The organism is Micromonospora sp. R311 (genome assembly GCF_056780015.1).
On sequence record NZ_JBSWCE010000002.1, the window covers coordinates 31,871 to 45,437 of the forward strand.

General features: G+C 73.8%; 7 protein-coding genes. 1 reads left to right on the plus strand and 6 read right to left on the minus strand.

Features of this window, described 5'->3' with window-relative positions; all coding sequences use genetic code 11:
- Window positions 1-86: 86 nt before the first annotated feature.
- Window positions 87-311, minus strand: a complete 225-nt coding sequence (gene rpmE, locus AC1WTP_RS01540) for a 50S ribosomal protein L31 (RefSeq protein WP_109900196.1) — start codon at window positions 309-311, stop codon at window positions 87-89.
- 337 nt (window positions 312-648) lie between these two features.
- Here rpmE and AC1WTP_RS01545 point away from each other — a divergent pair, with 337 nt between their 5' ends.
- Entirely contained in the window at window positions 649-1,545 is an 897-nt protein-coding gene (locus tag AC1WTP_RS01545; protein WP_481647447.1) for a phosphatase domain-containing protein, read from the plus strand.
- 44 nt (window positions 1,546-1,589) lie between these two features.
- Here the strand turns inward: AC1WTP_RS01545 and AC1WTP_RS01550 are convergent, their stop codons facing one another.
- The 5 genes from AC1WTP_RS01550 to AC1WTP_RS01570 form a co-directional block, all read right to left on the minus strand.
- Window positions 1,590-5,096: a phosphodiester glycosidase family protein gene (locus tag AC1WTP_RS01550; RefSeq protein WP_481647448.1), complete on the minus strand. Its 3,507-nt coding sequence runs from the start codon at window positions 5,094-5,096 to the stop codon at window positions 1,590-1,592.
- Window positions 5,097-5,410: 314 nt separating this feature from the next.
- Window positions 5,411-7,429 (minus strand): transcription termination factor Rho, encoded by a 2,019-nt coding sequence (rho, locus tag AC1WTP_RS01555; protein ID WP_481647449.1) that lies wholly within the window; start codon window positions 7,427-7,429, stop codon window positions 5,411-5,413.
- A gap of 294 nt (window positions 7,430-7,723) precedes the next feature.
- Window positions 7,724-8,668 carry a homoserine kinase gene (thrB, locus tag AC1WTP_RS01560; RefSeq protein WP_481647450.1) on the minus strand — a complete coding sequence of 315 codons (945 nt, stop codon included), beginning with the start codon at window positions 8,666-8,668 and terminating at the stop codon, window positions 7,724-7,726.
- Between the two features lie 62 nt (window positions 8,669-8,730).
- Complete coding sequence (locus AC1WTP_RS01565) at window positions 8,731-9,981, minus strand: MFS transporter (protein WP_481647451.1); 1,251 nt, start codon at window positions 9,979-9,981, stop codon at window positions 8,731-8,733.
- 100 nt (window positions 9,982-10,081) lie between these two features.
- On the minus strand, window positions 10,082-13,363 hold the full coding sequence (locus AC1WTP_RS01570; protein WP_481647452.1) for an efflux RND transporter permease subunit: 3,282 nt from the start codon (window positions 13,361-13,363) through the stop codon (window positions 10,082-10,084).
- Between the last annotated feature and the right edge of the window lie 204 nt (window positions 13,364-13,567).

The window sequence follows — 13,567 nt, forward strand, 5'->3', positions numbered from 1 at the left end:
GTTGCTCCTTCGACGCGACGGACCGGGGGACATACGGACGGCGCCCGCGTCCGGCAGGAAACCGGACGCGGGCGCCGAACGAGAGGTTACTTGCCCTTCTTGGCCTGAACCTTGGCGTACTTCTGCTGGAACTTCGCGACCCGACCGGCGGTGTCGAGCACGCGCTGCTTGCCGGTGTAGAACGGGTGGCAGGCGCTGCAGGTCTCGACGTGGATCGAGCCGCCCTTGGCGGTGCTGCGGGTCGTGAAGGTGTTGCCGCAGGAGCAGGTGACGTCGGTGGTCACGTACTCCGGGTGGATGTTGGGCTTCATGTCGCCTCGGTCCTCTCGTCGGTGGTCGCCGGGTCGCCGTCACCGCCCGCCGCACCCTGCGACGGGCTCGGGCGTGAACCGGAACCGGTGGCCGATTGACCAGTGTGCCATGGGCGTACGCCGACCCGGCAATCGGGCCGCACAGCGGGTCCGGCATCGACAACGCCGGCCTCCCCGTCCGCATTCCCGCCGCGTGCCGGGGCATTCACCCACACGCCGCCGCGCCCGTGCCCCGCCCGGGGTACGCGACGTCCGGTGGCCGCGCGGGCGCCCACGGCCGGCAGTCGGGCCGACGCGGGCTCCCGGACCGCCCGTTCGAGCAGACACGGAGTGAGTGATGGCCCGCCTGATCGCGACCCGGGGACTGCCCGCCTCCGGCAAGACCACCTTCGCCCGCACCCTGCAACCCTCCGTGGTCCGGGTGAACCGGGACGACCTGCGCCGGATGCTGCACGGCGAGCGGCTCTTCACCCAGTGGGCCGAGGCGCAGGTGACCGTCGTGCAACGGGCCCAGGTGGAGGCGTTGCTGCGGGCCCGGGCCGACGTCTGCGTGGACGACACCAACCTGCGCTCCCGCACGCTGCGGGAGCTGGCCGACCTGGCCGCCCGGTGCGGGGCCGAGTTCGAGGTACACGACTTCACCGACGTGCCGCTGGAGGAGTGCCTGCGCCGGGACGCGGCGCGGCCGGAGGCGGACCGGGTCGGCGAGGAGTGGATCCGCCGGCTGCACGAGCGCTACCTGGTGGGGCGCACCCTGCCGCTGCCGGTGCCGCAGGCCCGTACCGGACGGCCGGCCCGGGTGCACGAGCCGTCGGCCGGGGCGCCGGAGATCGTGCTGGTGGACATCGACGGCACGGTGGCGCTGAACGTCTCGCGCAGCCCGTACGACATGACCCGGGTGGGCGAGGACGAACCCAACCCGGCGGTGATCGCGGCGGTGCGGGCGATGAACGCCGCCGGCTACGGGGTGGTCTTCTGCTCCGGCCGGGACGCCTCGGCCCGGGCCGACACCGAGGCCTGGCTGGAGCGGCACGTAGGGGTGCCGTACCTGGACCTGCACCTGCGGGCCGTCGGCGACTCGCGGAAGGACTCGGTCGTCAAGCGGGAGATCTACGAACGTGAGGTCAGGAACCGCTACCGGGTGGTCGGCGTCTTCGACGACCGCCAGCAGGTGGTGCGGATGTGGCGCGCCCTCGGTCTGACCGTCTTCCAGGTGGCCGAGGGCGACTTCTGACCCCGGTGGGCTCCCCGCGGTCCGCGGGGAGCCCACCGGCGCGGTCAGGCGGCGGGCGCCTCCGCCGCCGTCGCCGCGGTCAGGGCGATGCTCGCCTGGGCCCGTTCGCCGTTGACCTCGACGGCGAGGGTGACCTGGGCGCCCGGGCGCAGCGCGGTGAGCCGCCCGGTGGCCGGGTCGAAGCGGGCCACGTGCCAGGGCCTCAGCCCGGCCGCCGAGCCGACGTGCAGGTTCGGTGAGGCGGACCAGTCCGCGCTCACCGGCGCGGCCACCGGCACCGTACGCCCGCCCGGCTGGGCGAGCGTGGCCGTGACGGTCGCCGGGGCGCCGACCTCGACGCTCGCCGGCGCCGCCAGCGCGAGCTGGTCGACGTGCGCGTGCGTCTCGGCGGCCACCCAGCGCGGCCCCTCGGCGAGCGGGTCACGGCGGGCCCGGTCGGCCTCCGCCAGGCTCACCGGGTCCACCCCGAACTCCGTCCAGCCGGTGAACCCGCCCTGGTCGGCCGGGGTGGACGGGTTCTTGCCCGAGTTGCCGTTGATCACGTACGGCACCCCGTCGACCCGGTCGGCGTGGAAGGTGCCGACGTGCCCGCCGACGAAGAGCGCCCCCTTGCCGGTGCGGTGCTGGAAGTCGGCCAGCCACTGCTCCAGCAGCGCCGCCTCCTTCCGGTCGCCGAGCTGGCTGGCCTTGGCCGGGCTCGGGTCGCGCGGCGGGTGGTGGTGCAGCACGACCACCGAGCCGACGGCCGGGTCGCCGGCGGCCGAGTCCAGCGCCTCGCGCAGCATCCGCACCTGGTCGAAGCCGCCGCCCCGCAGCGACCCGGTCGACGAGTTCAGCGTGACGAACCGGGTGCCCTTGTGGTCGAAGGTCCGCTCGGTGTCGCCGAAGACGGCCCGGAAGTTGCTGATCGGGGCGCCCATGATCTCGTGGTTGCCGGGCACGTAGTAGTACGGCAGTTCCCCGCCGAGTTCCTCGTCCAGCACCCGCTTCGCCAGCGCGAAGTCCGCCGGGTACGCGGTGTCGACGAAGTCGCCGTTGATCACCAGGAAGTCCGGCCGGGCCGCCTTGACCTCGCGCAGCGTACGGCGGGCCTGGGCGACCAGGTCGCTGTCCGGGTCGGCGGCCACGAACTGCGCGTCGGACATCACCGCGAACCGCCACGGCGCGCCGTCCACGGTGCCGTCGCGCAGCACCACCCGGTCGGTACGCGGCGCCTCGGCCGGCACGTCGACCGTCGGCGGCACCTTGGCCACCAGGTCGTCGATGACCACCTCGCTCCGGTACTGCGCGGCGGCGTTGGTCTCCGCCACGTAGAACCGGCGGATCCGCACCGGGTACTGCACCCCGGCCGGCACGGTGAACTCGACGTACCGCCAGCCGGTCCAGGTGATGTACGGGCCGCGCAGCACGTGCTGGGTGTCCTGCGCGTCGTGCAGGTGCAGGCTCGGCCACTCGCCGGTGCCGTTGCCGTGGATCCACATGCCGAACGCCTGCGGCTGGCCGGCGACCGGGATCCAGGCCGGCGGGTCCGCGTACGCGGCCCGGGTGCCGGTGGACTGGCTGAAGTCGTACGACATCCGCAGGCCGGTGCCGGTGTGGCCGGGCGCCGGGGCGACGGCGCCGCTGGCCCGGGCCTGGCTGAACCGCCAGGACGCCGCGTCGTCGAAGGTGGCCACCGGCACGTCGGTCAGCCCGACGGTGACCGGCACGACCGTGCTGCTCCGGCCGACGTGGACGGTGACCAGGGCCGAGCCGGTGTCGCGCAGCGCGGCGACGGAGAGGTTGCCGTCCGCGGTCGGGGTGATCTTCAGCAGCTCGCGGTCGTACTCGAGGCGCAGGTCGGCGGGCTCGATCGGGGCGGTGTTGCCCTCGGCGTCGTAGCCGACCACCCCGAACAGCGCGGTGCCGCCCGAGCCGGTCAGCCCGACACGCTCCACGGTGGAGTCGAGCCGGGCCAGCGGCCCGAGCACGGTCAGGTCGAGGGTGCCGCTGGCCTCGTCGCGCCACGCGGTGACCGTGGTGCGTCCGGGCAGGCCGGCCCGGAAGCGGCCGTCGGCGTCGACGATGCCGTGCACCGCCGGGTTGGCCCGCCACTTCGGCGTGCCGGCCGCCGGGCCGTACGTCTCGTCGTGGCCGGCGGCGGTGAGCCGCCGGGTGAGGCCGGGGAAGACCCGGTCGGGGCGGCCGCCGCGCACCGGAGAGACGCCCGGCGCGCTGGTCGGGTCGCTGGCGGTCTCCAGCCAGTAGCCGGTGAGCCGGCCGCTGCCCTTGGGCGCGTAGAGGGCGAGGCCGTTGGGCACGGCGCGCTCGGTGCCGTCCGAGGGGCTGTTCGCGACCTGCACGGTGGCCGCACCGGGCTCCCGGGCGAGCAGGGTGGACGAGCCGCCGCCGTCGAGGTTCAGCGCGTGGTGCGCGCCGAGTTCGGCCATCATCCGGCCCATCTCGGTCTGCGTGACGCCACGGCTGTCGACCTGCCGGCCGTCCACGGTGAGCATGATCATGCGGCGGCCGTCGGCGGAGAACCCGACCGCGGTCCGCGGCGCCAGCGACGCGTCGGCGATGCTCTGCACCACGCCGTCGCGGACCAGCACGTTGCCACCGCCGACCGCCGCGTGCAGGGTGCTGCCGTCGGCGGGCTTCGGCTGGTAGGCCACCTCCACCGGGTCGCCGGGGCGCAGCCCGGCGAGCGCGTCGGCGCCGGCCTCGCGGCCGAGCAGCACGGTGGTGCCGGCCGGGATCGGTCCGCTGCCGGCGGTCGTGCTCACGCTCGCCACCCGGCCGTCGACCACCGCGACCTCGGTGACCCGAGCGGCTCCGGCGACCGCGCGCTCCCGGGTGTACGACCCCCAGAGCGCGGTGAACACGCCGACGCCGTTGGCCTGGACCATGTTGTTGAACTGGGTCAGCGTCACCGGCCCGGTGGGCAGCGTGGCGGTGCCGTCGAAGTTCACCTCGATCACCCGGCCGAGCCCCTCGGTGGTGATCGCCACGGCGTTGCGGTGCCCGCTGACCGCGGACTGGACCAGCTTGCCGCCCTGGATGCCGACGCCCTGGGCCGCGCCGGAGTTGTTGATGTCGAAGAAGTCCCCGTTGACCGCGGCGACCGCGCGGGAGGCGTCCACCGCCCCGCGCAGCGGCTCGGCGCGACTGACCACGCCGGAGTTGACGTAGTCGACGGTGACGTCGCCGGTCAGGTCGGCGGTGAGCGCGTCGGCTCGCAACCAGCCGTCCGCGTCGTACCGGTCGAAGGAGGTGAGCTCCAGACCCGGCGCGACCGGGCGGGTGGTCTTCGCGGTCTCCAGGCCGCCGGCCGGCTCGACGCCGGTCGGCACCGCGGCGGTCGCCGTGCTCGCGGCCGGGTCGCCGGCCAGCGTCACAAAGTTCGAAGGGTGGGAGGAGGCGCGGGGCGCGTCCTCGGCTGCGGTGGCGAAGTGGTCGGTGGCCGGGGCGGCGGGCGCCCCGGCGCTCGCCGGCACGGGGCCGGCCATGGTGATCAGCGGCGTCAACAGCAGGACGCCGGCGAGCCGGGCGGATCGTCTGCGGGTACGCATGGACGACAGTCAACCGGACCGTGAATAGAAGTTTCAATACCTACCGGCTGAAGCGAAGGAAAACTTCGCGCTCCGCCGTCTGTCGCACGCGTCGCCGCCGCCGGCGACGCCTGTTGGACCCCCTTTGCACTGCTTCAACCCACGCAACGCTTGGCACCGACTTTCGCTGCGTGGGTTGAAGCAGAGCAAAGGACCGGCCGGGGGGTTCCTTGCCGCCGGCGGGCGGCGGACCGCCGGGACCGTCGGAGTCACGCCGGCACGACGAAGGGGCACGGCCGGACGGCCGTGCCCCTTCGTCAGTCAACCGGAAAGGTTCACTCCCCCGGCGTCGACTTGGCGATCTGCATCAGGAACTCGATGTTGGTCCGGGTCTGCTTGAGCTTGTCGAGCAGCAGGTCCAGGGCCGCCTGCGAGTCCAGCGAGTGCAGCACCTTGCGGAGCTTGTGGACGATGGCCAGCTCCTCCGGCGCGAGCAGGATCTCCTCCTTGCGCGTACCGGACGGGTGGATGTCGATGGCCGGGAAGGTCCGCTTGTCGGCGATCTTCCGATCCAGCTTCAGCTCCGCGTTACCGGTGCCCTTGAACTCCTCGAAGATGACCGTGTCCGCCATCGACCCGGTCTCCACCAGCGCGGTGGCGAGGATGGTCAGCGAGCCGCCGTTCTCGATGTTGCGGGCCGCGCCGAGGAAGCGCTTCGGCGGGTAGAGCGCGGTGGAGTCGATACCACCCGACATGATCCGGCCACTGGCCGGCGCCGCCAGGTTGTACGACCGACCCAGCCGGGTCACCGAGTCGAGCAGCACGACCACGTCGTGGCCCAGCTCGACCAGCCGCTTCGCCCGCTCGATCGCCAGCTCCGCCACGGTGGTGTGGTCCTGCGGCGGACGGTCGAACGTCGCCGCGATGACCTCGCCCTTCACCGACCGCTGCATGTCGGTGACCTCTTCGGGCCGCTCGTCGACCAGCACCACCATCAGGTGGCACTCCGGGTTGTTGTGGGTGATCGCGTTCGCGATCGCCTGCAGCACCATCGTCTTACCGGCCTTCGGCGGCGAGACGATGAGCGCCCGCTGGCCCTTGCCGATCGGCATGACCAGGTCGATCACCCGCGTGGTGAGGATGTGCGGCTCGGTCTCCAGCCGCAGCCGCTCCTGCGGGTACAGCGGGGTCAGCTTGTAGAACTCCGGCCGGCGCTTGGCCTCCTCGGGCTCCATCCCGTTGATGGTGTCCAGCCGGACCAGCGGGTTGTACTTGTCCCGCCGCTGCTCGCCGTCCCGCGCCGCGCGCACCGCACCGGTGATCGCGTCACCGCGCCGCAGGCCGTACTTCTTGATCTGGGACATCGAGACGTAGACGTCGTTCGGGCCGGCCAGGTAGCCGGTGGTCCGCACGAAGGCGTAGTTGTCGAGCACGTCGATGATGCCGGCCACCGGGACGAGCACGTCGTCCTCGCTGACCTGCGGCTCGCGCCCGCCGTCGCCGCCGCCCTCGGCGCGCTCACCACGGCCCCGCCGCCGGTCGCGGAACCGGCTGCGCCGGCCACGCCGGCCGCCGCCCTCGCCGTCGTCGTCGGAGTCGGTGTCGCGCTCGGCGCGCTGACCCCGGTCGTTACGGTCGCCGCGCTCGCCCCGCTCGTTGCGGTCGCCACGCTCACCGCGCTCGGCACGCTCGCCCCGCTCGTTGCGGTCGGCACGCTCACCGCGCTCGGCACGCTCGCCCCGCTCGTTGCGGTCGCCGCGCTCGCCCCGCTCGGCACGCTCGCCCCGCTCGGCACGCTCGCCGCGCTCGGCCCGGTCACCGCCACGCTCGGCGCGCTCGGCCCGGTCACCGCCACGCTCGGCGCGGTCGCGACCGCCCCGGCCCTCGCCGCGCTCGGCCCGCTCACCGGTCTCGGCGGTGGTCTCCTCGGCCCGCGCCTCGGCGGCGGTGGCCCGGCTGCGCCGGGAACGGCTCCGGCCCTCGGACTCGGTGGCCGCCGGCTCCGCGGACGGCTGCTCCGCGGTACGCCGCTCGGCCTCCGGCCGCTCGCCGGTGTCCCGGACCTCGGCGTGGACCTCTTCGCGGGTGGGAGCGGCCGCGGCCGCGACCTCGGCCCGCGGTCGAGGGGTGCCGGCGGCGGCGCCGCCCTGCCGCTCGGAGATCGCGCTGATCAGCTCGCCCTTACGCATGCGAGCCGTACCGGAGATGCCGAGCGACGCGGCCAGGCTCTGCAGCTCTGGCAGCAGCATCGCCGACAGACCGGTGCCGCTGCGCCGACGACGGGCGGGAGCGGCGGTGGTGGCATCGCCAGCGACGTTGGAAACATCCGACGTCACGTCGGTGGTGTCGCTCAATGGATTCCTTCCCTCGATAGGCCGGGACTGCCCGGAGTCGAAAAGCAAGGTGGCCGGGCGGCCTCGGTGCACCCGCCTCGCATGGACGCGTCGCGGGAGTCTGTGACACAGCAGCCGGTCGGTTTCCCAACTCACCAGCATCGGTGAGCAGGTCTCGCCGTCTGCGGCGACCTGTGGAGACTGCGGTGCGGCGTGGCCTAGGCAGGGGTGACGGGCTTACCGCCGAAAGCTTCGGGGGTGCGCCGACCCGCAGGAGATCGCATGCTTCGCGGCTGTGCTAAGTCTAGAGCGTAATCAACTCTTCCGACCTGCGGCAACAGGGTCCCGCTCCGCGTGTCCAAGTCTACCCCGAGCGGCCTGTGCGCCGCGCACGTCTGTCATCAACTGCCGAACCTGCCATCCTGTTCCCGCCTCGAAGCCCTCCGGCGGCTCGGTCAGCGCCAGAACGGTCGGCCCCGCCCCACTGACCACAGCCGCCACACCCGCCGCACGCAGCGCATTCACCAGGGCGGCCGTGCCGGGCATGCCGGGCGCGCGGTATTCCTGGTGCAGCCGGTCGACGGTGGCCGGCAACAGCAGCGTCGGATCGGTGCTGAGCGCGTGCACCAGCAGCGCGGCCCGGCCGGCGTTGAACGCGGCGTCGCGGTGCGGCACGGTCGCCGGCAACGCCGCCCGCGCGGTGGCGGTCAGGCCCCGCTCCGCGGGCACGAAGACGGTGGGGTGCACCTCCTCGGCGACCGGCAGCGACACCGCCCGGGCGCCGGACGGCTCCGTCCAGGCCAGGGTGAAGCCGCCGAGCAGGCAGGGGGCCACGTTGTCGGGGTGGCCCTCGATCTCGGCCGCCAGCCGCAGCACGCCGGCGGCGTCGAGCCGCTGCTCACCGTCGACCACCAACGCCCGGGCCAGCAGCACGCCGGCCACGATCGCCGCCGAGGAGGACCCGAGGCCGCGGGCCTGCGGGATGCGGTTGACGCACTCGACCGCCAGCCCCGGCGGCTGCCCGCCGAGGGCGTCGAAGGCGGCCCGCATGGCGCGGACCACCAGGTGCCGGTCGTCGGCCGGCAACTCCCCCGCGCCCTGCCCGGCCACGCTCACCGTCACGCCACCCGCGGTGACCTCGGCCGCCACGTCGTCGTGGAGGGCCAGGGCCAGCCCGAGCGCGTCGAACCCCGGCCCCAGGTTGGCGCTGGTGGCGGGAACCCGGACCCGGACCGGCCCGGCGGTGAAAGTCGTCGGCACGGGCTCATGCTATGGCCCGGCACCGACAGGACGGACGACCGTCCGGACCCTGGGAAACCGGCCTAGCCCTGGCGCACGGCGGTCGGGTCCGGCTCGGCGGCCGGGTCGGAGAGCGACAGCCGCCGGGTGGCGATCCGCCAGCCCACCGCGTAGACGAGCGTGACCAGGCCGCAACCGGCCAGCACCACCCGCTCGTCCACGGTGTCGACCACCGCGGCCACCACCAGCTGGCTGACCGAGATGGCCAGGGTCGCCAGCATCATGTCGGTGGCGAAGACCCGCCCGCGCAGCCGGTCCGGCACCTCGCCCTGCAGGGCGAAGTTCGACATCACCCAGTTGCTGCCGCCGGCGAAGTGGGCGACGAAGACCAGGGCCAGCACCAGCGGGAACCAGTCGACCACCGAGGTGCCCAGGTAGGCCAGCCCGTACAGCGACATCGACAGCGCCAGCCCCGGCAGCAGCCAGGACCGGTTGGTCAGCACCCGGCGCATCAGGATCGGCCCGACCAGCGCGCCCGCCCCGCGTACCGCGAAGAGCAGGCCGGCGCCCGCCGGGCCGGCCCCGTACACCCCGGCCAGCAGCGGGAAGATCGTCAGCACCCCGTTGCCCAGGCCCACCGCCGACTTCACCGTCACCAGCGCCAGCACCCGCGGCCGGTGCCCGATGTAGCGCAGCGCCTCGCCGACCGCCGCCCAGGTCTGCGGCGTCGGCGACCCGCTCTCCCGGGGCGCCTGCAACGGCCGGCGGATGAACGCGGCCAGGCCGGCCGCGAGCACCAGGCCGACCGCGGCGACCCAGAAGCAGGCGTACGGGCCGACCTCGCCGCTCAGCACCCCGCCGAGCGAGGCGCCGACGATGGTCATCGTGCCCCAGGCCGAGCCGGCGACCGCGTTGCCGGCGGCCAGCTCGTCGGGTTCGAGGACGTTGGGCAGGGCGGCCTGGGCCGCCGGGGAGTAGAACGCCTTGGCCACCGCGACCACCCCGATGCCCAGCATGGCCAGCCAGGCGGTGCCGGCGCTCCGGACGCCGAGCAGCAGCAGCACGCCGAGCAACGCGGCGACGTTCGAGGCGATCATGATCTTCCGGCGGTCGAACCGGTCGGCGACCGTGCCGGTGTACGGCAGCAGCAGCGCCACGATCCCGGTGTCCACCGCGAGCACCAGCGCGCCCCACACTCCGCTGCCGGTCAACTTCGGCAGCAGCACGAGCAGCGGCACCATGACGAACCAGTCGGCGCCGAAGACCACCAGCTCGGCCAGGAAGAGGTTGCGGAAGTTCCGGTTCCGGGTGAGGACCGAGAGGGTGGACGCCACGACCGGACCCTACCCGGCCGGCCCTCGGCGAACCGTCGTCGCGCGGACAGCGAACGCCCCCGACGGGCGGACCGCCGAGGGCGTTCGCAGACGTGCCGGCCTACTCGGTCGGCGGCAGCGGCGACCTGCGGCTCTTCGGCAGCCGCAGCACCTCGAACTGGTCGGTGCCGTCCACCAGCGCGGCCGAGGGACGGAGCGCCGGCCCGGCGGGCTCCCGGTCACCGGCCTCGGCGGCCGGGGCGGCCGCGGGGACCGGCACCGGCTCGGCCGCGGCCGGCCCGCCGGTGACCGGCTCGGCCGGCTCCGCCGGACCCGACCCGCCGGCGCGGCGCCGCCGGGCCCGGAGCGACTCCTTGGTGTGCTCCACCATCGCGTAGAGCGTCGGCACCAGGATCAGGGTCAGCAGCGTGGAGCTGAGCAGACCGCCGATCACCACGACCGCCAGCGGCTTGGAGATGAAGCCGCCCTCCCCGGTGAGCCCGAACGCCATCGGCAGCAGCGCGAAGATGGTGGCCACCGCGGTCATCAGGATCGGCCGCAGCCGGCGCCGGCCGCCCTCGACCACCGCCTCGCGCACCCCGAGACCCTGGGCCCGGTACTGGTTGACCAGATCCAGCAGCACGATCGCGTTGGTCACCACGATGCCGACCAGCATGAGCACGCCGATCAGCGCCGGCACGCCGAGCGGGGTCCCGGTGGCCAGCAGCAGCCCGATCGCGCCGGTGGCGGCGAACGGGATGGAGATCAGCAGGATCAGCGCCTGGGTGAGGCTGCGGAACGTCGCCACCATGATCAGGAAGACGATCGCGATCGCCGCCAGCACCGCCAGCCCGAGGTCGGCGAAGGCCTCCTCCTGGTCGGCGCTGACGCCGCCGATGGTGAACGTCGCCCCCGGCACGTCGATGCCGTCCAGCCGGCGCTGCAGCTCCTGGCTGGTCGCGCCGAGGTTGGAGCCGGTGGCCGTGCCGGTCACCGAGACGCTGCGCTCGCCGCCGATCCGGGTCACCTGCTGCGGGCCCTCGGCCTCGGTGACGTCGGCGATGTCGTCCAGCTTCACCGGGCCCACGGGCAGCGCGCGCAGCTGCTCCACCGTCGTCGGCGGCACGGCGGCCGGCCGCAGCACCACGTCCCGCTGGCCGCCGTCGAGCGTCACCTGACCGAGCGGAGCGCCGCGGAACGCCTGCGCCACCAGCTGGCCGACGGCCGCCTCGGTGAGCCCGACCCGGCCGGCGGCGACCCGGTCGACGGTCACGTCCACCCGTTCCACCCGGTCGGCCAGGCTGGTGGACACGTCCTCCACGCCGGCGATCCCGGCCATCGCCGCCTCGGCCTCGGCGGCGGCCCGGGACAACGTCTCCGGGTCGCTGGCCTGGACGACCACCTCGATCTGGTTGGCGGCCGCGCCCTGCCCGGCGCCGAAGCTGAACTCGCCCGCCCCCTCGCCGAGGGCGTCGAGCTCCCGGCGCAGGACGCCGCGTACCTCCTTGGCGTCCGTGTCGTCGCCGAGCGACAGCGACCAGGTGGCGACGTTGTTGCCGCCGCCGCCCGCCCACGGGTTGTCCCCGCTGCCGGCGGTGACCGTGTACGTCTCGACGCCCTCGGTGCGCTCCAGCACCGCCTCGACCCGGCGGGCCGCCTCGTCGGTGCCGGCCAGGCCGGTGCCCGCCGGCAGCTCCTGGGTGATGCTCAGGGTGTCCTGCCCGGAGTCGTCCAGGAAGTTGGTCTCCAGCTGCCGGGAGAGCCCGAACGTGCCGAACAGCACCAGCACGCCGAGCCCCAGGGTGATCCAGCGGGTCGCCCGCTTCCGGGTGGCGAACCCGATCACCGGCAGGTACGCCCGCTGCAACGGGCTGCGCAGCTCCTTCTGCTCCGCCGCCCGGCGTACCGCCTCGTCGTCCGGCGTGCCGGACGGCGGCTTGAGGAACCAGTAGGCGAGCACCGGGATGACGGTCAGCGAGACCAGCAGCGAGGCGAGCAGGGCCACCGTGACGGTGATCGCGAACGGCGCGAAGAGCTGCCCGACGAAGCCGCCGACCAGTGCGATCGGGGCGAAGACGGCGACCGTGGTGAGGGTCGACGCCGTCACCGCGCCGGCCACCTCCCGGACGGCGGTGCGGATCGCGCGGACCTTCTCCTCGCCGTACTCCAGGTGCCGCTTGATGTTCTCCAACACCACGATCGAGTCGTCGACCACCCGGCCGACGGCGATGGTCAGCGCCCCGAGGGTGAGCAGGTTGAGCGAATAGTCGCCGATCCAGAGGGCGATCAGCGCGACCACCACGGAGAGCGGGATGGAGACCGCGGTGACCAGGGTGGAGCGCACCGACAGCAGGAAGACCAGGATCACCACGACCGCCATCACCAGGCCGAGCAGGCCCTCGGTGGTCAGGCTCTCGATGGACTTCTCGACGAACGGCGCCTGGTCGAAGACGATGGTCAGCTCGGCGCCGGAGGCCTCCCGCAGTTCGGCGAGCCGGTCCCGGATCTCGCGGGAGATCTCCACGGCGTTGCCGTCCGGGGACGCGGTGACCGCGATGCCGAGGCTGTCCTTGCCGTTGGTCCGGGTGATCGCGGTGGCGGGGGCGAGCTGCTCGGAGACGGTGGCCACGTCACCCAGGCGCACCGGAGCCGCCCTGCCGGCGGCCGGGGCGACCACGATGCCGCGCAGGTCGTCCAGGGTGCCGAGCGGGGTGCCGACCTGCACCGGCAGCGCCTTGCTGCCGTCGGCGACCGTGCCGACCGGGATCGTCACGCCGTTGGTCTGCAGCGCGGCGCCGATCGCGGTCGGGGAGAGCTTCGCCGCCGCCAGCTTCGCCGGGTCGGGGGTGACCACCACGACGTCGTCCCGGGTGCCGGTGACGTCGACCGACCGCACCCCGTCGATCGCCTCCAGCTCCGACACCACCGTGCCGCGCAGCCGCTCGACCAGGACACGCTGGTCGTCGCCGCCCGACGCGGCCAGCACCACGGCCGGCAGGTCGTCGGTGCTGCCCGCGATGACCTGCGGGTCGACGCTCGCCGGCAACCGGGCGTCGATCCGGCTCAGCGCGGTCTGCATCTTGTTGACCACGTCGTCCAGGTCGGTGCCGAACTCGTACTGCACCTGGATGGTCGCGGAGCCCTCGCGGGAGGTCGAGGTGACCTTCTCCAGCCCCGGGATGCCCTGGAGACTGTTCTCGATCGGCTCGGTGACCTGCGACTCGACGACTTCCGGGCCGGCACCGGGGTAGGCGGCCACGACGAACGCGGCCGGGAACTCCAGCGACGGCAGCAGTTGCTGCTTGAGCGACGGTACGGCGAACGCTCCGAACGCCGTGGCCACCACCGCGATGAGGGCGACCAGCCCCCGGTTGGCGAGGCTGAATCTGGCGAGCAGCGACATCGGCTCGGCTCACTCCTGAGGAAAGTGTATGGGGTACGCAGAGTGTGCCCGACCCGGTCCACGACGCCCCGCCCGCCCCCGTTCCGCGTCCCACCAACAGGACCCACCCGTCCCGCCCCGCCGAGCGCTTGCTGATCATGAAGTTTGCGTAAGACCGACGCGGGCGGATTCCTGACGCAAACTTCATGATCACGGGGGTGGGAG

Coding starts and splice junctions, on each gene's coding strand:
- AC1WTP_RS01570 (WP_481647452.1), bottom strand. CDS start 13,363: ATGTCGCTGCTCGCCAGATTCAGCCTCGCCAACCGGGGGCTGGTCGCC.
- AC1WTP_RS01550 (WP_481647448.1), bottom strand. CDS start 5,096: ATGCGTACCCGCAGACGATCCGCCCGGCTCGCCGGCGTCCTGCTGTTG.
- AC1WTP_RS01545 (WP_481647447.1), top strand. CDS start 649: ATGGCCCGCCTGATCGCGACCCGGGGACTGCCCGCCTCCGGCAAGACC.
- rpmE (WP_109900196.1), bottom strand. CDS start 311: ATGAAGCCCAACATCCACCCGGAGTACGTGACCACCGACGTCACCTGC.